Here is a 19,875-nt window from a genome sequence, read left to right as displayed (position 1 = left end):
GGGGTAGACTTCAATGGCTCAATTTTTTATTCATCGCCCGATTTTTGCATGGGTGATTGCACTGGTGATCATGTTGGCGGGTATTCTAACCCTATCCAATATGCCCATTGCCCAGTATCCGACCATTGCGCCGCCAACGGTCACCATTTCTGCGACCTATCCGGGTGCTTCGGCTGAAACTGTTGAAAACACAGTAACCCAGATTATTGAACAGCAGATGAATGGTCTCGATGGCTTGCGTTATATTTCATCGAACAGTGCCGGTAACGGTTCTGCGTCTATTGCGCTGAACTTTGAACAAGGCGTCGATCCTGACATTGCCCAGGTTCAGGTACAGAACAAATTACAGTCTGCCACTGCCCTGCTGCCGGAAGATGTCCAGCGTCAAGGGGTGAGGGTCACCAAATCAGGCGCCAGCTTCCTGCAAGTTCTGGCCTTCTATTCGCCTGATGGCAGCATGTCAGCAAATGACATCAAAGACTATGTTAACTCCAATATTTCTGAACCCTTAAGCCGTGTGGCGGGGGTCGGTGAAGTTCAGGTGTTTGGTGGTTCCTATGCAATGCGCATCTGGCTGGACCCAGCCAAAATGGCCAGCCTGCAAGTCACCCCAAGTGATATTGCCACAGCCATTCGTACCCAGAATGCCCAGGTCGCTGTCGGTCAGTTAGGTGGTGCACCCGCCATAGAAGGTCAGGTGCTCAACGCAACCGTAACGGCACAAAGCCTGCTGCAAACCCCAGAACAGTTCAGCAATATCTTCCTGAAAAATACTGCTTCAGGTGCACAGGTGCGTCTGGGTGATGTAGCTCGTGTAGAACTCGGTGCAGACAACTATCAGTTTGATTCCAAATTCAACGGCAAACCTGCCGGTGGTGTTGCGATTAAACTGGCAACTGGTGCCAACGCGCTGGATACCGCCCAAGCCGTTGAAGAGCGCTTAAAGCTGTTACGTCCAAACTACCCGCAAGGGATGGTCGATCAGCTGGCCTTTGACACCACACCATTTATTGAATTGTCGATTAAGAGTGTTGTTAAAACCTTAATTGAAGCGATTATTCTGGTATTCCTGGTGATGTTCCTGTTCCTGCAGAACTGGCGCGCCACTATTATTCCAACCATGGCCGTACCGGTGGTGGTCTTGGGGACCTTTGCCGTCATCAACATGTTCGGCTTCTCGATTAACACCCTGACCATGTTTGCGATGGTTCTGGCGATTGGTTTGCTGGTCGATGACGCGATTGTCGTGGTGGAAAACGTGGAACGTGTCATGGTCGAAGAACATCTCGACCCTGTGGCAGCCACTGAAAAGTCAATGAAACAGATTTCTGGCGCGTTAATCGGGATTACCTCGGTGCTGTCTGCGGTATTCGTACCAATGGCATTCTTCGGTGGTACGACCGGGGTGATTTATCGTCAGTTCTCGGTGACCCTGGTCACGGCAATGGTACTGTCGCTGATTGTAGCCTTAACCTTTACCCCTGCCCTGTGTGCGACCATGCTGAAACAGCATGATCCGAACAAGCCAGAAAGCAACGGTCTGTTTGCGCGTTTCTTCCGCTGGTTTAACCGCAGCTTTGACAAGCTGTCGGTGAAATATCAGGGCGGTGTGAACCGTATGACCCACAGCAAGATTTTCTCCGGAATTATTTACGGTGCAGTGCTGGTTGTGATTGTGCTGTTATTCCAGAAACTGCCATCTTCATTCCTGCCGGATGAAGACCAAGGTGTGGTGATGACCTTGGTGCAATTGCCACCAAATGCCAGTCTGGAACGGACTGACAAAGTCATCAGCACCATGACCAACTACTTCCTGGAAAATGAGAAAGAGCATGTCGAGTCTGTGTTTAGTGTGGCCGGCTTCTCCTTCACCGGGGTTGGACAAAACGCAGGTCTGGCCTTCATTAAACTGAAAGACTGGTCAGAACGTACTTCACCAGAATCTCAGATCGGTGCGATTATCCAGCGTGGTATGGCACTGAACATGATTGTTAAAGATGCCTCTTACATCATGCCGCTGCAATTGCCTGCCATGCCTGAACTGGGCGTGAGTGCCGGCTTTAACCTGCAGCTGAAAGATGCCAGCGGTCAGGGGCATGAAAAACTGACCATGGCACGTAACATCATTTTAGGTGAAGCAGCCAAAGATCCACGTCTGGCCGGGGTTCGTCCAAATGGTCAGGAAGATACACCACAGTACCGCGTGATTGTGGACCATGCGCAGGCCGGTGCCTTGGGCGTGAGTATTGCTGAAATTAACAGCACCATGGGCATGGCCTGGGGTGGTTCGTACATCAATGACTTTATCGACCGCGGTCGTGTCAAGAAAGTCTATGTTCAGGGTGAAGCAGGCTCACGTATGATGCCGGAAGACCTTGATCAATGGTATGTACGTAATAACCGCGGCGAAATGGTACCGTTCTCGGCCTTTGCAACCGGTGAATGGACCTATGGTTCACCACGTTTAGAGCGTTATAACGGCGTATCATCCATGAACATTCAGGGTACACCAGCGCCTGGCGTCAGCTCGGGTGATGCGATGGTGGCCATGGAAGAAATTATTGCCAAGCTGCCAGACATGGGCTTGCAAGGTTTCGACTATGAATGGACCGGTCTGTCACTGGAAGAACGTGAATCGGGTGATCAGGCACCATTCCTGTATGCCCTGTCGCTGTTAATCGTCTTCCTGTGTCTGGCAGCGCTGTATGAAAGCTGGTCAATTCCGTTCTCGGTATTACTGGTCGTACCATTAGGTATTGTCGGTGCCCTGTTCCTGACCTTCAGCGGGATGGTGCTGTTCCAGAACCCGAACCTGTCGAATAACATCTACTTCCAGGTGGCGATTATTGCGGTGATTGGTCTGTCTGCGAAAAACGCGATCCTGATTGTCGAATTCGCCAAAGAGTTGCAGGAAAAAGGTGAAGACCTGTTTGAAGCCACTTTACATGCGGCAAAAATGCGTTTACGTCCAATTATCATGACCACTTTAGCCTTCGGTTTTGGTGTACTGCCGCTGGCCCTGTCTTCAGGTGCAGGTGCAGGTAGCCAGCACTCGGTCGGTTATGGTGTTCTGGGCGGCGTAATCAGTTCGACCTTGTTGGGTATCTTCTTTATCCCGGTATTCTACGTGTGGATTCGAAGTATCTTTAAATACAAACCAAAACAACAAAATCATCAGGAGCATGTATCGTGATGCAAAACTTATGGTCTCTTACAGGCCGTGGTATTGCGGTTTCTGCCCTTGCGCTTGCTTTGACAGCCTGTCAGAGTATGCGCGGGCCAGAGCCGGTTGCTCAGGCGAATATTCCGAGCAGCTATAGCAATGCTTCCGGAAGCTCTGTTGCAGAACAGGGTTATAAAGATTTCTTTGCCGATCAGCGCCTGTTACAGGTGCTGGATCTGGCCTTGACCAATAACCGTGATTTACGTACTGCGGCGCTGAACATCCAGCGTGCCCAGCAACAGTACCAGATTACTGAAAATAACCAGTTACCGACCATTGGCGCCAGTGGCAGCGTGTTACGTCAGGACACCATGAGCAATCAGGGTCGTGGCCCAAGCACCTCCTATAACGTAGGTTTAGGGGTCACCGCCTATGAGCTGGATTTCTGGGGTCGGGTCCGCAGCCTGCGTGACAATGCACTGGATAATTTCCTGGCCACCCAAAGTGCCCGTGATGCCACGCAAATTGCCCTGATTGGTCAGGTGTCTCAGGCCTGGCTCAGCTATTCCTTTGCCAATGCCAACCTGAAACTGGCCGAGCAAACTTTAAAGGCCCAGCTTGAATCGTATAACCTGAACAAAAAACGTTTTGACGTTGGCATCGACAGTGAACTTCCGGTACGTCAGGCGCAAATTTCAGTCGAAACCGCACGTAATGATGTGGCCAACTATAAGACTCAGGTGGCGCAGGCACAGAACCTGCTGAATCTGCTGGTGGGTCAACCGGTTCCGGCCAATCTGCTGCCGGCACAGCGTATTACCCGCATTACCTCCAATACTGCAATTGGTGCCGGCTTACCAAGTGATCTGCTGGTAAACCGTCCCGATGTTCGTGCAGCGGAATACCGTCTGTCTGCCGCAGGTGCCAATATTGCCGCAGCGCGTGCCCGTCTGTTCCCGACCATCAGCCTGACCGGTTCCGCCGGTTATGCCTCGGCCGATTTAAGTGACCTGTTCAAATCAGGTAACTTTGTCTGGTCAATTGGTCCAAGTCTAGATATTCCAATCTTTGACTGGGGCACACGTCAGGCCAATATCCGCATTTCAGAAACCGATCAGCAGATTGCGCTATCAGATTATGAAAAGTCGATTCAGACCGCTTTCCGTGAAGTGAATGATGCCTTGGCAGTGCGTGAAAATATTGGTGACCGGATTGCCGCACAGCGCCGTCTGGTGGAAGCCACCAATACCACCTATCGTCTGTCGGAAGCCCGCTTCCGTGCCGGCATTGACAGCTATCTGACCGTACTGGATGCACAGCGTGCCTCTTATGCAGCCGAGCAAGGGCTGTTATTGCTGGAACAGGCCAATCTGAACAATCAGGTGGAACTGTATAAAACCTTAGGTGGCGGCCTGAAAGCCAACACTTCAGATCAAGTGACCCAGCAGCCGTCTGTGGCAGAACAACGCCGCGCTGCTCAGCAATAAGATTGTCTGAGTTGCAGCGTCAAGCATCAGGGTGATTTCATTCTTATCGCTTGATAATCAAGCCAGTGAGCCTCGCGCTGACTGGCTTTTTCTTTGCCTGATGATGTGCCTGGATCATCCATTAAATAAAAGTAGCTCGATAGAGTGATGAGCAAAGCAAAGAAATCCTGTTTTGCTTGTAGTGACTCGCCAAAGGACTGGATGCACATCTGCCCGTATAAAACTGTAAAAGAGATGTTTTGATTGCATTTTGCCCGTAGTTTTTCTATCTTCATCAGCAATCTATTGTTATTGGTCATCACATGTTACTGAGTAATTTGGAATCTGTACCCGGACACACCATTCGCCAGCAAATTGATGTGGTATATGGCAGCACGGTACGCAGCAAGCATGTCGGCCGAGACCTGCTGGCCGGATTGAAAAATATTGTCGGTGGTGAGCTGACAGCCTATACCGAACTGCTGGAAGAATCGCGTCAGGAAGCCATGAACCGGATGATCGACAAAGCGCGCAGCATGGGTGCCAATGCCATTGTCGGAATCCGTTTTTCTACTTCCAACATTGCCCAGGGTGCATCTGAACTGTTCGTTTATGGCACGGCGGTGATTGTCGATCCAATCATGCCAAAACTGCCTGATCCCTTCCCTGCACAGGACTAAGTCATGGATGGATTGCTTCTGCAGCTGCTGATTTTTGCGGTACTGTTTGCCGTTGGCTTTGGTTTTGGCCGTTATAACGAACGCAAGCATTTTCAATATCTGGCTGAACAGGAACAGCGACTGGCCTATATCCAGCTCGACAGTAGCCGCTTTAAAAGCACTGACCTACCCGGCCAACTGGTCAGCAGCAATGTAGTGATTTCACATGATTACTTTAAATATGCAATTGCCAATGTGCAGAATTTACTCGGTGGCCGCCTGACCAGTTATGAAAGTGTGGTGGAACGTGCGCGCCGCGAAGCAATTGTACGCTTAAAGCTGGAAGCCGAGAAAATGGGCGCCACCCAGATTTTAGGTCTGCGTTTAAGCACCACCGAACTGGGGATGCAAGGTGGGATGGTGGAAGTGTTTGCGTATGGGACGGCCATCAAGAAATAAGCTGATGGCCTGATCTGTCTTCATCTCGTCAAATGCTCTGGAACGTATTACTTCACCTTCATTTTACGGATCATTTTATACAGCGTACTTGGCGACAGACGCGACACCCAAACCCCCAGTTTTTCCTTGGCGCCACCGACCACAATATATTCCTCACCCGCCAGCAAGGCACTGACCGTGGTCTGGGCAAACAGGTCCGGCTCCAGACCGTTTTCAATCGCTTCATCCTGATGGCCCTGCGGTTTGCCTTCGCCATTTAAGGCATTAAAAGATACATTGGTTTTGACAAAGCCCGGGAAAATTACCGAAACCTCGACGCCATCTTGCGCCACTTCCGCACGCAAACTGTTGGCCCACATATGAATTGCGGCTTTGGCCGCCGAATAAGAGGCACGGTACTGGGTGCCGAGCAAACCGGCGACACTAGAGACAAAGGCAATCCGTCCCGATTTCTGGGCAATAAAGGTCGGTAACACGGTTTTGGTCAGGAACACCTGCGAGAAATAATCGACTTCCATAATGGCACGTTCTGTCTGCATGGTGGTGTCCTGAATCAGCGCGCGCTGGCTAAGACCGGCATTGTTAATCAGCCAGTCTATCCGGCCTTTGGCCGCTAACACCTGCGCATAAGCATGCCGTACCTGTGATTCATCGGTAATATCGGCACAAACTGACACATGGCGTTCCGGGTTCAGTAAAGTCACGCGCACCTTTTCCAGTTCTTCATAACGGCGTGCGGTCAGAATGACGTCGGCACCTTGCAAGGCACATTCTTTGGCCAAGGCTTTGCCCAATCCGGAAGATGCCCCGGTAATCCACATCACTTTTCCTGTTAAATCCTGCTTGGCCATGAATCTGTCCCTCTATACGTTCATTTGTTGTGATGAATATCAGTGTAACCGCGCTCTGGCTGCGGGTCATTGCCCACAAAGCCCAGAAAATGATTGAAATACTGTTCCGTTATGCGGGTATCAAACTGGGTGCCGAGTTTTTCCAGCCGCTTATAGCCAAGCTGGGTGGTCAGCTGAATCACCCCGGTCAGGGTTTTATCGACCATAAAATTAAACTTCAGCATTTTCTTTGGCTCGCGGACCAGACTGGTCACGCCCTGATCGACAATCTGGGTAAAAGCCCGAAAGGCCGGCTGAATATAAGCACTATTGCCCTGCCGGATTTGCTCGACACAGCCCAAGGTTTCTTTAATCAGCACATTATCGACCGGATAGGCCACATAGGCCTGCCCCTCTTTTTCATAGGTTTTCTGCTGCAGATAATTCACCATCGGCACCAGACGGTCATTGCCAAAAAATGACACTGACCACGGCATATATTTTTGCACGGTATCCATCACCTGCTGCACAATCTTTTCCGATTCACGGTCGGGCGAGCTGCTGGTCCGGGCAATTTCACCAAACACCTGATCGACAATTTCACAGGAAATATGTGACAGCACCTCACCTAAAGGCTTGGCCAGACTGTGCGGATTACCCTGGTTAAACTGTTGATGTAACTGCTGAAAACGCTGATAGGTAGCTGGGCTTAATTTTAGTGCGATTGAATAGGTCATTGTTGTTCTCGCTTTTTTTCGTCGTTGTTCTGCGAACTTTGCGCATTGTTATTTGCCTACATCATACGACGAGTAAGTGCAGATGCCAATTGCTTAAACAAGCCAATGATTCAGGCTGCCTAAGTCGCCATTTTTTTTGCTACAATAGATGCAATTTTTTATCTACTTTTGATCTGTTCGAACTATGACTGATTCAGCGCAAAATATTGCTACAACTTACGATCCGACCGAGATCGAGAAAAAATGGTACCAAACGTGGGAAGAGCGCGGTTACTTCAAGCCGTCTGAAAAAGGCGAGTCTTTCTGTATCATGATTCCGCCACCAAACGTCACCGGTAGCTTGCACATGGGTCATGGTTTTAACAATGCCATCATGGATGCCTTAACCCGTTATAACCGTATGTCAGGTAAAAATACCTTATGGCAACCGGGGACTGACCACGCCGGTATTGCAACACAAATGGTGGTAGAGCGTCAGCTCGGTGCACAAGGCATTAGCCGTCATGATTTAGGCCGTGAAAAGTTCATTGAAAAAGTATGGGAATGGAAAGAACAATCTGGCGGTAACATTACCCGTCAAATCCGTCGCCTCGGTTCTTCTGTCGACTGGTCACGTGAACGCTTCACCATGGATGAAGGTTTATCAAACGCAGTGAAAGAAGTGTTTGTAAAACTTCACGAAGAAGGCTTGATTTACCGCGGTAAACGCCTGGTGAACTGGGACCCTAAACTGCAAACTGCTCTATCTGACCTAGAAGTTGAGTCTGATAAAGAAGAACAAGGTTCACTGTGGCACTTCAAATACTTCTTTGAAGATAAGTCACTTCGTACCCACGATGGTAAAGATCACATCGTGGTTGCAACCACGCGTCCTGAAACCTTATTAGGTGATACAGCAGTTGCGGTTGCCCTTGATGATGAACGTTATGCGCACTTGGTCGGTCAAAATATCATCCTGCCAATTACTGGTCGTGCGGTTCCAATCGTTAAAGATGAATACGTTGATAAAGAATTCGGTACCGGCTGTGTAAAAATTACCCCTGCGCATGACTTCAATGACTATGAAGTCGGTAAACGCTGCGAATTGCCAATCATCAACATCTTCAACAAAAATGCTGAAGTGTTGGCCGAGTTTGAATACATCGCAAAAGCGGGTGAGCAAATTTCTAAAACCATTCCTGCCCCAGCGAACTACATTGGTTTAGAGCGTTTTGAAGCACGTAAAAAGTTAGTCGAACAAGCAGAAGCTGAAGGCTGGTTAGACCAAATTCAACCATACACCTTGAAACCACCTCGCGGTGACCGTTCAGGTGTCATCGTTGAACCGTTATTGACGGATCAATGGTATGTAAAAATTGCACCGCTTGCGAAACCTGCGATTGAAGCGGTTCAAGACGGTCGTATCAAATTCGTGCCTGAGCAGTACAGCAACATGTACATGGCGTGGATGAATAATATTCAAGACTGGTGTATCTCGCGTCAATTGTGGTGGGGTCACCGTATCCCTGCTTGGTACGATGCAGAAGGTAATGTTTACGTGGGTCGTAACGAAGAAGAAGTTCGTGCGAAAAACGGTATTGCCCCTGAAGTTGAATTGAACCAAGACGAAGACGTATTGGATACATGGTTCTCATCTGGTCTTTGGACATTCTCAACTTTAGGTTGGACAGGTGACGAAGCGAAAGACAAAGAAAACTATTTCTTAAATACTTTCCACCCGACTGATGTATTGGTGACAGGTTTTGACATCATCTTCTTCTGGGTTGCTCGTATGATCATGCTTACGATGCACTTCATGAAAAATGAAGATGGCACGCCACAAGTACCATTCAAAACTGTGTATGTACACGGTTTGGTACGTGATGGCGAAGGTCAGAAGATGTCTAAATCTAAGGGTAACGTGCTTGACCCATTAGATTTGATTGACGGTGTTGATCTTGAAGCTTTAGTACAAAAACGTACCACAGGTTTGATGAATCCGAAACAAGCAGCGAAGATTGAAAAATCGACCCGTAAAGAATTCCCTGAAGGGATTCAGTCTTACGGTACAGATGCGGTTCGTTTCACCTTCTGTGCGCTTGCCAACACCGGTCGTGACATCAAGTTCGACATGAAGCGTGTTGAAGGTTACCGTAACTTCGCCAACAAAATCTGGAACGCAACCCGTTTCGTAATGATGAACTGCGAAGATCAAGTAATTGGTCAAGACGTTCGTCAAGACCTTTGGGAATTGCCTGAACAATGGATCGTCAGCCGTCTACAAAAAGCGGAACAAGCAGTGCAAACCGCATTTGCAACGTATCGTTTAGACTTGGCTGCACAAGCGATTTACGAGTTCATTTGGAATGAATACTGTGACTGGTATGTAGAACTCACTAAACCTGTTCTGAATGACGAAAATGTATCGGTTGAACGTAAAGCTGAAGTCCGTCGTGTTCTTCTGTCTGTAATGGAAGCATCTTTACGTTTAGCGCATCCATTGATGCCGTACCTAACAGAAGAAATTTGGCAAACGCTTGCGCCGAAACTGAACATTGTTGGCGAAACGATTATGTTGGCTCAGTACCCTGTTGCTGACCAAGCGCTCATCAACGAACAAGCTGAAGCAGATATGCAATGGCTACAAGGTTTGATTGGTGCGGTACGTAACATCCGTGGTGAGATGGGCTTAGGTAATGCTCGCTTGTTGCCTGTTCTTCTGCAAAACACCACTGATGCGGAAAAAGCGCAAATCGCACGTATTGAACCGTTGTTCAAAGCATTGGCAAAAGTTGAAAGCATTACCTTCTTGGCTGATGCTGAACAACCACCATTGTCATCTTCTTCTGTAGTCGGTCACGTGTCTGTATACGTTCCAATGAAGGGCTTAATTGACCCGAAAGCGGAATTGGGTCGTCTACAAAAAGACTTAGACAAGGTTCAAAAGCAGCATGACCAAATTGCAACTAAACTTGCAAATGAAGGTTTTGTGGCAAAAGCCCCTGCTGCTGTGGTTGAGGGCGAGAAAGCGAAATTGGCTGAGTTTGCTGACCAATTAGCGAAGATTAAAGCGAATATGGAGCAAATTGCAGCCCTTTAATGTGTTGATAATTTAACCTAATTTGTAGTATAAAGGGCTGATTATTCAGCCCTTTATTGATTTTAACAACTATGAAATATATTCAAAAAATCAGTGCAAAATTAGACTTCCTTAATCATGATGTAAATATTGATCTAAAAGGACGTAACTTAATTCTAACTGGTAAAAATGGAGTTGGTAAAACTAGATTTTTGAATCAATTAAATAGTGTAGCTCTAAATAAGTTAATTCATGAAATTCCACATTTGTCTCAACAGCATTATTCATGTAAGGAACGAATTATTAATATAATAAGTTCAGAGATTCAAAACATATCACCTAACTTAATATTCCAACAGCATTTAGAAGAATTAACTAAATTACTTATTAAAACAGACTCTTATAACATTATTGAAAATAGAAAATTTGTAGAAATTGCAAAAAAATTAAAAGCTATAATCATCCAAAATCAAGGTTTATCAAATGATGAGAACTACAGATACAAACATTCACAAATTCATGAGATTGAACATTACTTTAATGAATTAGGCTATATGAATTCTCATGAAAATATTGATTTAGTCGTAACTGGCATTGGGAACCTGAGCGAAAATATTCAAGCTTCTAAAGTAACGTTTAATTTCTTCCCCGCACATAGACAATCACAAATTACCGCATCTACTAATACAACAGACTTAAATCAATATATTAATACAGCAAAACATGAGTATTCTTCGAAGTTAGGACAGTTTCTTGAACAATATTTATTGAATATCAAAATTGAAAAATCACTCGCTTTATCTGAAGAACAAGATACGGATCATGCTGACCAAATAGATGAGTGGTTTACAAAATTTGATGAAGATTTAAAGTTCTTATTTGAGGATTCAACAACTCAATTAAAATTTAATTATAAATTAAGAAAGTTTAGTTTGTTGCAATCCTATCGAGAGTTTACTTTCCAGTCACTCTCATCAGGATTTACTGCAATCTTTGATATTTATAGTGATCTGTTAATGAGATCAAGATTATTAAATATTTTACCAAATGAATTAAATGGGGTCGTGCTAATCGACGAAATAGATGCTCACTTACATATTTCGCTTCAGAAGAAGATTCTCCCATTTTTAAGCCAATCTTTTCCTGAAATCCAGTTCATTGTAAGTACACACTCCCCATTTGTTATCACATCAACGAATAATGATACTGTTGTCTATGACCTCTCAACTGGAGAATTTTTTGAAGAGGATTTGAGCCAATATTCTTATGAATCTGTGATCAAAGGATTGTTCCATGTAAATCCTATTAGCTCAGAGACAAAAAACTCAATTGAAACACTAAAAAAACTTTTAAACCAGACTCCAACTAACTACGAATATATAAGATCTCTTATCAAAGAATTAATTCCATTGGAACAAAATGATCTTTTAGATAAAAAATTAAAAAATCTTTATTTACAAGCAATTAATCTTCTTTCAGACCATAATCAGTTGGAGGATTTAGATGTTTAAAGTATCCAAATCTTCTAGACCAACGGATTGGACTACTAAGGACTATAGAGATCCCGTGGTTGTTAAGCAATTAAAGAAAGATTTTTATGGTAAATGCTATATCTGTGAACAGAAGCATTTCCCGAACCTAAATGTTGAACATTTCATTCCACATTTAGATGATGAAACACTTAAGCTTGATTGGAACAATCTCTATTACGCATGTTCAAGATGCAATTCAATCAAAAATAAATACTACGATGATATGCTAGATTGTTGTAATGAAGATCATCTAGTTGAAGAATGGATTAAGGTTTATTACAGAATGCCTGATGAAGACATAGAAGTAATTAATACCTGCCCTAATAGGCATGAATATCATACTAAAGCTGAGACATCTAAGGAACTAATATCTAAATGCTTTAATAATGCAAATAGTGGTATCCAAGAAGTAAGCAAAGAAGATTTAAGAGAAAAAATTTTTGAAGTACATAATGACTTTTTAATCTTAAGAAGGGAATTCTTTAAAGAACTAGATAATTGGCAAGATGAAGATAAGATTAAAAAAGCAGATGAGATCAAACATCGACTCAAGTCTCATTATGCATTCTCAGCTATTCTTCGTGGTTATTTAGAAAAAGATACGAAGTGGCGTAATGCTCTTGAAGAGATTGAACAATTAAAATTGCAACAATCAGCATAACCCTCACCCCAGCCCTCTCCCATAGGGAGAGGGAGCGTCATTTGATTAAATGTCTGTATAAATTCCACAATGGAGTTCCCTCTCCTTTTAGGAGAGGGTTAGGGAGAGGTACTTTTAATTTGCAGTTCAAAACATACATTCCACAAATCCACCAACGCCACTTCAGTCCGACTCAACACATCATCATTCCAATACCGCACTACTTTTAAATCTAAAGCCTCTAAAAATCTGGTACGTTCAGCATCATATTCAATCGCATCATCCATTCCATGCTGACCGCCATCTAGCTCAATCACCAAACCAATTTCATGGCAGTAAAAATCTACAATATAGGGCTGAATCACATGCTGACGACGAAATTTAAGATTCATAAATCGCTTGGCGCGTAGAAGTTACCACATCAGGTCTTCTGCATCGGTGGCAGAGTGGCGCATGGATTTGGCGAAGGCGAATAATCAGCGGGTTAAAGTGCATAAAAAAGCATCGTCAAAATGACGATGCTCTGAATGACAATCAATGCTAAAAATTACTCAAATGACCAACTAAATGCTCTGCTTTTCAGTAAAATTTTTAAGTAATCAAAATCCTTATAATCATTTAAACGCTTTTCATCTCTTAACAGTTTTGCTTGAATATCTGCTAAATCGCGTTGATATTTTTTTATCAAATCAACAGGTTTAAAACGCTGTTTGTAAAAACCAGAGCCGATCCAATCAAATGAATAAATAATATCATCTATTTCAAATTGTAATTTCTCTACTTGCTCTTCCAACAATAAATTATAAGATTTCAAATGCTCATTCGCGATTTTTGTTGCCTGTTCCTGATCACCTTGCGCTGTAAAAACACGCAATTTCAAAAGAGTAAGCAAATCTTTTTCCTCTAATGCAGCATTTGCTTGCTGTAATAATTCGGTTTTTTCAATACGCTTTTGTTCATCTTGCTCTCGATCAGGGTGAATTAAGGCAGCAATTTTTGAATAAATGCTTTTTAGAGATTGCCCTGCCATTTTTTTCGCTTCTTCAAGCTGTGTTTGCTTCTTTAAAATTTTCTTTTTTTCCTTTTCAGCAAACTTTTGATATTCATCACGCTCATCTTCATTAAGCTGATTTTGAATAAAATTTGCTTCTTCTCGATCTAATTTATCTTTTACTTTTTCCATAAACGCGTCGAGATTATTGAGATCCAAATCAAAGTCAAGCCAAGCTACGGGTACCCCGATTTGGTCTGCTATCATTTCTTTTATGGCTTGTTTTTGCATCATTTCATCAGCATCATGCGCTTGATGCGAATGATCATTTATATGAGAGCTGACTTCTTCAGCATCAGCACTTTCTTCTATCAGCTCATAATGTTGAGCAATGATAAGCGTCAACTCATGTTGTTGTTCAGAAAGATTCGGATTATTAAGCAGCTGACTCGCTAAAATTGAAATTTTTTCATCTAAACGCACTAAATATGTTTTTGCGATTTTATGCGTATTTTTATATTGCCAAAGCGTCTCTAATTGAGCGAACAAAATGTGGTGCCACTGACGATATACAGGTAATAGCTCATCTCTTGCATCCTCTTGAACTTGTTTTTGCGTTTGTTGCCAGTCCGCCAATACCATTTGTAATTGCTCAATTTTTTCAAGCAACCGATTAAACTTTTTTTGTTGTGCCGATAATTTTTCACTCGTTTGATAAATGCTTAAATCTAAATTGCTCATTCACTGACTTCAACGCTAATCTCAATTTCTGTAATATTTTAGCATAATGAATAGCATACAAACTTTTTGCTTAGTTCAAAAAAACTATATTCTTTACAAAACCCCATGCTCCAACAACATCCCTAGCCCACTCTCTTTCCCCATAAAACTCAGCCGTTGCTTCTCCGCTTTTAACTGATGCTTCACGTTCGAAACATCCGCATCAATCTGTTTATACAACTGCTCAATATTGAGTTGCCCTTTGGACTTTTGCACCGCAATTTTGGCTTTATTTGACCATACAAGCGAGTTAATCAATTCCTGCATCTGCTGTTTTAAGGACTGGCTTTGTGCTTCTAACGCCTGTTGGTAAAACTTGAATTGTTCTGTGCTTAAACCTTTGTTTGAACCGTTTTTACTTTGCTCAACTTCAAGCTGAATTTTCAGTAAAAAGAATAAATCTTCCTGTTCGTATGCTTCATTGGCACGTTGTAAAAGCTCGGTCTTTTCCTCTTTTTTAGCTTCATCGGGCTCACGATCAGGGTGAATGATGGAAGCAATCTTGAGATACACAGTTTTGAGTGATTGATTCACCATCTTTTCAGCTTGCGCTTGTTTTTCTTGCTGACGTTTTAACTTGGCTTGCTCACGTGCTTGTTGGTATTGATCATTATTCCAATCTTCAAATACATCATCGGCTTGGACTGTTTCAGTTTCAGGCTCAACAAAAGTGTCTATATTTTTCTTCTTGTTTTTTTTCTTGCTGTATTCATCTGCCTGCTGATAATAGACATGCATTTTTTCCACTTCATCTAACTGCTTTTGACTCAGCAAATGTGAACCTTGTAGTAACCGTGCTAAAGTTTGGATTTTATCTTCCACCAATGCTGTATTTGATTTCGTGAAACTATAACTACTTAGACCATTCCAAAGTGTCTTCATCTGTTCATACAAAGTGCTATATAACTCACGATACGCAGGCATCAGCGCCTTTTGACTATAGGCACGAATGTCATCTTGGGCATGTTGCCATGCAAGCAATAACTGTTTCTGCTGTTCAATCTCATCAATTAAACGATTCAGCTTCTGATGCTGTGGTGAGACTTCAAGCACCATGTTTGGCATGGTTTTCAGCGCAAAAGGCATAGGGAAGATAAAAGCAAAAGAGAAATTATACCTGATTTATGTGAAAGTATTTTTTGACTCATCTCAGTAAAACTGAAGCAAAGCAAAATCCTGAGCAAATAAGCCTTAACATTACATGGCTTCAGATCAGGTAATTTTTTGAATTAACCAAGTCACTCAAATCATTGCAGTTTATTACGCAACTATAAACATTCAGCCGCCGCAATTCATGCATAGTATCAACAAAGACCAACAGATTATAAAAAGGACATTCACATGGATTGGGCCAGTATTTTTATTCATGACACCACCTGGGCTTTTGCTGCTGAAATTAGCGTGCGTGCCATCCTCATGTTCAGCATGATCATTATCTTTTTACGTCTGACTGGAAAACGTGGTGTGCGCCAGCTGTCAATTTTTGAACTGGCGATTATTCTATCGCTGGGTTCAATTGCCGGCGACCCGATGTTCACCGAAGATCTACCGCTGATTCAGGCCCTGCTAATCATGAGCATCGTGATTTTCCTGTATCGTCTGGTGACCTGGTTAATGATGAAATACCAGCCCTTTGAAGATCTGCTGGAAGGCAAGTCACTCTATATTGTCGAAGATGGCGAGCTGGTCTTAGAAAAGATTAAACGCGGTAAAATGTCGCACGATGAATTCTTTGCCGAAATGCGCCAGCAAGGGGTCGAACATCTGGGACAGGTACGGGTCGGTTTACTCGAAAATGATGGCAAGTTTAGCATCCTGTTTTTCTCCAATGATCAGGTGCGGTACGGTTTACCCCTGTTTCCCAAAGCCTGTCAGGAAATCACCGACGTTAAACCGCATACCCATTACGCCTGCGTATACTGTGGCTATACCGATTTTTTGCAAAGTGCCGAGCAGATCTGCCCGCGTTGTGACAGCTGTCACTGGACTGAAGCCATCAATACCCTGCGGGTAGATTAATCGCGTGATTTAAATCTCTGTGCCGGTTCATCTACCTTCGCCCAACCGTTTTATCTCAACTTTGGTCATATCTTGGTCTTTAATGGCCCAAGACTGGCATAGTTCCTGCTGTATTTTATTCATGCTTTTTGCTGTTATTTATCTAAAAAGTGGTTATTTCATAACGATTTATCATTAACAAAACGGTTAAAAATTTCGCTTGAGCAATTCTGGAAATCTCGCTTAAGATGAAGCTATGCCGTTGTGCAGAGATAATTAAAACAATCTCATTTGCTTCATTACCTGATAAATCAGTTCCAGGATTGGAATTGCCATGAATAACAGCAAATGACCAATAATCAATACAAAAGGAGTTTTGTACATGACCTCTAAACGCACCCTCACCTCCCTGTTTTGTGCCAGCGCATTCATGCTTGGCCTCAGTGCTTGTAGTGACAATAAAGCTCCAGCTGATGCCAATAGCAACACCAATGCCGCTGCCTCGAGTTCAGGCACCTTAGAGAAAATCAAAAAGTCCGGCACCATTGTGCTGGGTTATCGCGACTCATCCATTCCCTTCTCCTATATTGCCGATACGCCAAATCAGCCGGTCGGTTATGCGCATGACCTGCAACTGAAAGTGGTGGAAGCGCTAAAACAGAAACTGGAGATGCCAGATCTGAAAATCCGCTACAATCTGGTCACCAGCCAGAACCGGATTCCACTGGTCTCTAACGGGACGGTCGATTTAGAGTGTGGCTCGACCACCAACAATCAGGAACGCCAGCAGCAAGTGGCTTTCTCGGTCGGTTTCTTCCAGGTAGGTTCACGTTTACTTACGGCCAAAGATTCCGGTATTCAGGATTTTGCTGACTTAAAAGGCAAAAAACTGGTCACCACCGCCGGTACCACTTCTGAACGTTATATCCGCCAGCATGAAAAAGAACTCGGTATTGGCGAAATTATTTCAGCCAAAGACCATGCCGAATCCTTCCTGATGCTACAAAGTGGCCGCGCCGCTGCCTTTATGATGGATGATATTCTGCTGGCCGGTGAAAAATCCAAAGCCACCGATCCAGACAAATGGGTGATTGTCGGTACGGCGCCAATTCAGGAAATTTACGGCTGTATGCTGCGTAAAGGCGATGCTGAATTTAAACAGGTGGTAGATGATGCCATTAAAGCCACCTATAGTTCGGGTGAAATTAACCAGATGTATAACAAATGGTTCCAACAGCCAATTCCTCCAAAGAACATCAACTTGAACTTTGAAATGTCCGATCAGCTGAAAGACCTGATTGCCAATCCGCACGATCGTGATCAGTAACACTCCAACATAAACCGACTCAGGTAAACACGGATGCTTTACCTGAGTTTTTGAGGAGGACGTATGAATTATAGTTGGAACTGGGGTGTCCTGTTTCAGTCGACCGGCATTGGCGACAGTACCTATCTGCACTGGATTCTCGCCGGGCTGGGCTGGCTGCTGGTGATTGCCATTGTGGCCTGGAGTATTGCCATGCTACTGGGCAGCATTTTGGGGATTATGCGAACCCTGCCCAGCAAAACCGCCCGCACGATTGGCACCGCCTATGTCACCATTTTCCGTAATGTACCGCTGCTGATCCAGCTGTTTATCTGGTTCTATGTGGTGCCCAATTTCCTGCCAGCGCCGATTAAAAGCTGGTGGATGAATGATCTAGGCGCGCATACTTCGGCACTGATTTCAGCCAGTATCGGGCTAGGACTGTTTACCGCGGCGCGGGTCTGTGAACAGGTGCGCACCGGTATTGAAGCCCTGCCACGCGGACAGATCAATGCCGGTTATGCCATGGGTTTTAGTACCGCGCAGTTATATCGCTATGTAATTTTGCCACAGTCATTTCGCACCATTTTGCCGCCGTTAAGCTCGGAGCTGACCAACTGCGTTAAAAACACCTCGGTCGCCTCTCTGGTCGGGGTGGCGGAAATTATCTCGCAAATGAAAACCATCAGTGAGTACACGCAAAACACCATTGAAATTTATACCATTGTCACCGTTATTTTTATTGTGATTAATATTTGCCTGATTCAGGGCATGAACCTGCTGGAAAAACGTTTACGTGTTCCCGGCCTGATTGCAGGAGAAAAATAATGGAATGGCTCACTGCATTTTTAAATGATTTACAACTGTCCGGTCCAGCGCTCTGGCATGGTTTTACCATTACCTTAAAAGTGCTGGTTATGGCGACCATTGGCGGTATTCTAATTGGCACCCTGCTGGCGTTAATGCGCCTGTCTTCTATTCGCGTGCTGAACCTGTTTGCACAAGGCTATGTCAATCTGTTCCGCTCGATTCCCCTGCTGCTGGTGCTGATGTGGTTCTATTTTGCAGTGCCGTTTTTCTACACCGCACTCACCGGGAATTACCTGACCATTGATACTGCACTAGTGTCGAGTATCGTGGCCTTTATGCTGTTTGAAGCAGCTTACTTTTCCGAAATTGTCCGTGCCGGGATTCAGTCCATTCCCAAAGGCCAGACTGCGGCTGCCTATGCGCTGGGCATGACTTATGGCCAGTCGATGCGGCTGATTATTTTGCCGCAGGCCTTTCGTAAAATGACCCCGCTGCTGTTACAGCAGACCATCATCCTGTTTCAGGATTCCACCATGGTTTATGCCATTGGCCTGCTGGATTTCTTCCGTACCAATTATGTCCGCGGCGATTTAATGGCGCTGCTGACCCAATATATTCTATTTGCCGGGCTGGTGTATTTTAGCGTGAGTTTAATCGCCACCTATGCAGTGAAAAAACTACAAAGGAGGCTGACGGTATGACCGAACCCAAGATTATGATTGACCTCCAGAATGTCAGCAAATGGTATAAGGATTTTCAGGTCCTGACCGATTGCAGCACCCAGATTCGTCAGGGAGAAGTGGTGGTGGTGTGTGGACCATCGGGTTCGGGAAAATCGACCTTGATTAAAACCGTAAATGGTCTGGAACCGTTTCAAAAAGGCCAGATTCTGGTTGATGGGATTTCGATTAGCGATCCGAATACCAATCTGAACAAACTGCGTAGCCGTGTTGGCATGGTGTTCCAGCATTTCGAGCTGTTTCCGCATTTAAGCATTACCGAAAACCTGACCATTGCCCAGGTCAAGGTACTGGGCCGCTCGGAAACTGAAGCCAAACAGAAAGGACTGGCCTATCTGGATCGGGTTGGTTTAAGTTCGCAGGCCAACAAATTTCCGGCGCAACTCTCTGGTGGGCAGCAGCAGCGGGTTGCCATTGCCCGGGCCTTAAGTATGGACCCGATTGCCATGCTGTTTGATGAACCAACCTCGGCGCTGGATCCGGAAATGATTACCGAAGTACTGGATGTGATGGTCGAGCTGGCCCGTGAAGGCATGACCATGATGTGTGTGACCCATGAAATGGGCTTTGCCCGTCAGGTCGCCAACCGGGTGATTTTTATGGATCAGGGTAAAATTATCGAAGACTGCACCAAAGATGAATTCTTTAATACCCAGCGCGGTGAACGTGCCCAGCAGTTCCTGGATAAAATCCTACATTAATCTAT

The 19,875-nt window shown here is 44.7% G+C and carries 17 protein-coding genes and 1 pseudogene; 12 read left to right on the top strand and 6 right to left on the bottom strand.

Annotated elements, in window-relative coordinates; genetic code table 11:
• Positions 1 to 13: 13 nt before the first annotated feature.
• A complete protein-coding gene (locus F905_RS01120; RefSeq protein WP_005176084.1) occupies positions 14 to 3,193 on the top strand; it encodes an efflux RND transporter permease subunit in 3,180 nt (1,059 codons plus the stop codon).
• Entirely contained in the window at positions 3,193 to 4,650 is a 1,458-nt protein-coding gene (adeK, locus tag F905_RS01115; protein ID WP_005176082.1) for a multidrug efflux RND transporter AdeIJK outer membrane channel subunit AdeK, read from the top strand. Before F905_RS01120 ends, adeK begins: the two co-directional genes overlap by 1 nt.
• A gap of 26 nt (positions 4,651 to 4,676) precedes the next feature.
• Here adeK and F905_RS01110 read toward each other — a convergent pair whose 3' ends face one another.
• Complete coding sequence (locus tag F905_RS01110) at positions 4,677 to 4,949, bottom strand: hypothetical protein (RefSeq protein ID WP_034597392.1); 273 nt, start codon at positions 4,947 to 4,949, stop codon at positions 4,677 to 4,679.
• A 3-nt stretch (positions 4,950 to 4,952) separates the two neighbouring features.
• Between F905_RS01110 and F905_RS01105 the strand changes: the two genes are divergently transcribed.
• Both F905_RS01105 and F905_RS01100 read left to right on the top strand, forming a co-directional pair.
• Positions 4,953 to 5,309: a YbjQ family protein gene (locus F905_RS01105; protein ID WP_005176080.1), complete on the top strand. Its 357-nt coding sequence runs from the start codon at positions 4,953 to 4,955 to the stop codon at positions 5,307 to 5,309.
• Between the two features lie 3 nt (positions 5,310 to 5,312).
• Positions 5,313 to 5,747, top strand: a complete 435-nt coding sequence (locus tag F905_RS01100) for a YbjQ family protein (RefSeq protein WP_005176078.1) — start codon at positions 5,313 to 5,315, stop codon at positions 5,745 to 5,747.
• A 47-nt stretch (positions 5,748 to 5,794) separates the two neighbouring features.
• Here the strand turns inward: F905_RS01100 and F905_RS01095 are convergent, their stop codons facing one another.
• Both F905_RS01095 and F905_RS01090 read right to left on the bottom strand, forming a co-directional pair.
• A complete protein-coding gene (locus F905_RS01095) occupies positions 5,795 to 6,598 on the bottom strand; it encodes an SDR family NAD(P)-dependent oxidoreductase (RefSeq protein WP_005176076.1) in 804 nt (267 codons plus the stop codon).
• A 20-nt stretch (positions 6,599 to 6,618) separates the two neighbouring features.
• Positions 6,619 to 7,314: a hypothetical protein gene (locus tag F905_RS01090; protein ID WP_005176074.1), complete on the bottom strand. Its 696-nt coding sequence runs from the start codon at positions 7,312 to 7,314 to the stop codon at positions 6,619 to 6,621.
• A gap of 184 nt (positions 7,315 to 7,498) precedes the next feature.
• Here F905_RS01090 and F905_RS01085 point away from each other — a divergent pair, with 184 nt between their 5' ends.
• From F905_RS01085 to F905_RS01075, 3 genes are all read left to right on the top strand, one after another.
• A complete protein-coding gene (locus F905_RS01085; protein ID WP_005176071.1) occupies positions 7,499 to 10,393 on the top strand; it encodes a valine--tRNA ligase in 2,895 nt (964 codons plus the stop codon).
• A 71-nt stretch (positions 10,394 to 10,464) separates the two neighbouring features.
• Positions 10,465 to 11,883, top strand: coding sequence for an AAA family ATPase (locus F905_RS01080; protein WP_005176070.1), 1,419 nt, complete (start codon positions 10,465 to 10,467; stop codon positions 11,881 to 11,883).
• A complete protein-coding gene (locus tag F905_RS01075; RefSeq protein ID WP_005176068.1) occupies positions 11,876 to 12,565 on the top strand; it encodes an HNH endonuclease in 690 nt (229 codons plus the stop codon). The genes F905_RS01080 and F905_RS01075 overlap by 8 nt, the downstream gene beginning before the upstream one ends.
• 98 nt (positions 12,566 to 12,663) lie before the next feature.
• Here F905_RS01075 and F905_RS01070 read toward each other — a convergent pair.
• The 3 genes and pseudogenes from F905_RS01070 to F905_RS01060 all read right to left on the bottom strand — a co-directional run bounded on the left by F905_RS01070 (position 12,664) and on the right by F905_RS01060 (position 15,401).
• A pseudogene (locus F905_RS01070) lies at positions 12,664 to 12,999 on the bottom strand (endonuclease domain-containing protein).
• Positions 13,000 to 13,091: 92 nt separating this feature from the next.
• On the bottom strand, positions 13,092 to 14,276 hold the full coding sequence (locus tag F905_RS01065) for a hypothetical protein (protein WP_005176061.1): 1,185 nt from the start codon (positions 14,274 to 14,276) through the stop codon (positions 13,092 to 13,094).
• Between the two features lie 93 nt (positions 14,277 to 14,369).
• The gene (locus F905_RS01060; protein ID WP_005176058.1) at positions 14,370 to 15,401 is read right to left on the bottom strand and encodes a J domain-containing protein; all 1,032 of its coding nucleotides are present in this window, start codon (positions 15,399 to 15,401) and stop codon (positions 14,370 to 14,372) included.
• A gap of 255 nt (positions 15,402 to 15,656) precedes the next feature.
• On the opposite strand from F905_RS01060, the gene F905_RS01055 reads away from it, so the two are divergent.
• The 5 genes from F905_RS01055 (at position 15,657) to F905_RS01035 (ending at position 19,870) form a co-directional block, all read left to right on the top strand.
• Positions 15,657 to 16,334 (top strand): DUF421 domain-containing protein, encoded by a 678-nt coding sequence (locus tag F905_RS01055; RefSeq protein WP_005176055.1) that lies wholly within the window; start codon positions 15,657 to 15,659, stop codon positions 16,332 to 16,334.
• Between the two features lie 361 nt (positions 16,335 to 16,695).
• Positions 16,696 to 17,640, top strand: coding sequence for a transporter substrate-binding domain-containing protein (locus tag F905_RS01050; protein ID WP_005176051.1), 945 nt, complete (start codon positions 16,696 to 16,698; stop codon positions 17,638 to 17,640).
• Between the two features lie 63 nt (positions 17,641 to 17,703).
• A complete protein-coding gene (locus F905_RS01045; protein WP_005176049.1) occupies positions 17,704 to 18,447 on the top strand; it encodes an amino acid ABC transporter permease in 744 nt (247 codons plus the stop codon).
• Positions 18,447 to 19,130, top strand: a complete 684-nt coding sequence (locus F905_RS01040) for an ABC transporter permease subunit (protein WP_005176046.1) — start codon at positions 18,447 to 18,449, stop codon at positions 19,128 to 19,130. The genes F905_RS01045 and F905_RS01040 overlap by 1 nt, the downstream gene beginning before the upstream one ends.
• A 14-nt stretch (positions 19,131 to 19,144) precedes the next feature.
• Positions 19,145 to 19,870: an amino acid ABC transporter ATP-binding protein gene (locus tag F905_RS01035; protein ID WP_171065067.1), complete on the top strand. Its 726-nt coding sequence runs from the start codon at positions 19,145 to 19,147 to the stop codon at positions 19,868 to 19,870.
• Positions 19,871 to 19,875 lie beyond the last annotated feature (5 nt).

Source organism: Acinetobacter sp. CIP 53.82 (assembly GCF_000369465.1).
GTDB classification, from domain to species: Bacteria; Pseudomonadota; Gammaproteobacteria; order Pseudomonadales; family Moraxellaceae; genus Acinetobacter; species Acinetobacter indicus.
The sequence above is the reverse complement of the archived record's forward strand: the minus strand, read 5'-3'. Positions and strand labels throughout refer to the sequence as shown.

What these genes read in the sequence shown, in the direction of transcription:
- F905_RS01120 (WP_005176084.1), top strand. Translation starts at nt 14, where the DNA reads ATGGCTCAATTTTTTATTCATCGCCCGATTTTTGCATGGGTGATTGCA.
- adeK (WP_005176082.1), top strand. Translation starts at nt 3,193, where the DNA reads ATGCAAAACTTATGGTCTCTTACAGGCCGTGGTATTGCGGTTTCTGCC.
- F905_RS01110 (WP_034597392.1), bottom strand. Translation starts at nt 4,949, where the DNA reads ATGACCAATAACAATAGATTGCTGATGAAGATAGAAAAACTACGGGCA.
- F905_RS01105 (WP_005176080.1), top strand. Translation starts at nt 4,953, where the DNA reads ATGTTACTGAGTAATTTGGAATCTGTACCCGGACACACCATTCGCCAG.
- F905_RS01100 (WP_005176078.1), top strand. Translation starts at nt 5,313, where the DNA reads ATGGATGGATTGCTTCTGCAGCTGCTGATTTTTGCGGTACTGTTTGCC.
- F905_RS01095 (WP_005176076.1), bottom strand. Translation starts at nt 6,598, where the DNA reads ATGGCCAAGCAGGATTTAACAGGAAAAGTGATGTGGATTACCGGGGCA.
- F905_RS01090 (WP_005176074.1), bottom strand. Translation starts at nt 7,314, where the DNA reads ATGACCTATTCAATCGCACTAAAATTAAGCCCAGCTACCTATCAGCGT.
- F905_RS01085 (WP_005176071.1), top strand. Translation starts at nt 7,499, where the DNA reads ATGACTGATTCAGCGCAAAATATTGCTACAACTTACGATCCGACCGAG.
- F905_RS01080 (WP_005176070.1), top strand. Translation starts at nt 10,465, where the DNA reads ATGAAATATATTCAAAAAATCAGTGCAAAATTAGACTTCCTTAATCAT.
- F905_RS01075 (WP_005176068.1), top strand. Translation starts at nt 11,876, where the DNA reads ATGTTTAAAGTATCCAAATCTTCTAGACCAACGGATTGGACTACTAAG.
- F905_RS01065 (WP_005176061.1), bottom strand. Translation starts at nt 14,276, where the DNA reads ATGAGCAATTTAGATTTAAGCATTTATCAAACGAGTGAAAAATTATCG.
- F905_RS01060 (WP_005176058.1), bottom strand. Translation starts at nt 15,401, where the DNA reads ATGCCTTTTGCGCTGAAAACCATGCCAAACATGGTGCTTGAAGTCTCA.
- F905_RS01055 (WP_005176055.1), top strand. Translation starts at nt 15,657, where the DNA reads ATGGATTGGGCCAGTATTTTTATTCATGACACCACCTGGGCTTTTGCT.
- F905_RS01050 (WP_005176051.1), top strand. Translation starts at nt 16,696, where the DNA reads ATGACCTCTAAACGCACCCTCACCTCCCTGTTTTGTGCCAGCGCATTC.
- F905_RS01045 (WP_005176049.1), top strand. Translation starts at nt 17,704, where the DNA reads ATGAATTATAGTTGGAACTGGGGTGTCCTGTTTCAGTCGACCGGCATT.
- F905_RS01040 (WP_005176046.1), top strand. Translation starts at nt 18,447, where the DNA reads ATGGAATGGCTCACTGCATTTTTAAATGATTTACAACTGTCCGGTCCA.
- F905_RS01035 (WP_171065067.1), top strand. Translation starts at nt 19,145, where the DNA reads ATGATTGACCTCCAGAATGTCAGCAAATGGTATAAGGATTTTCAGGTC.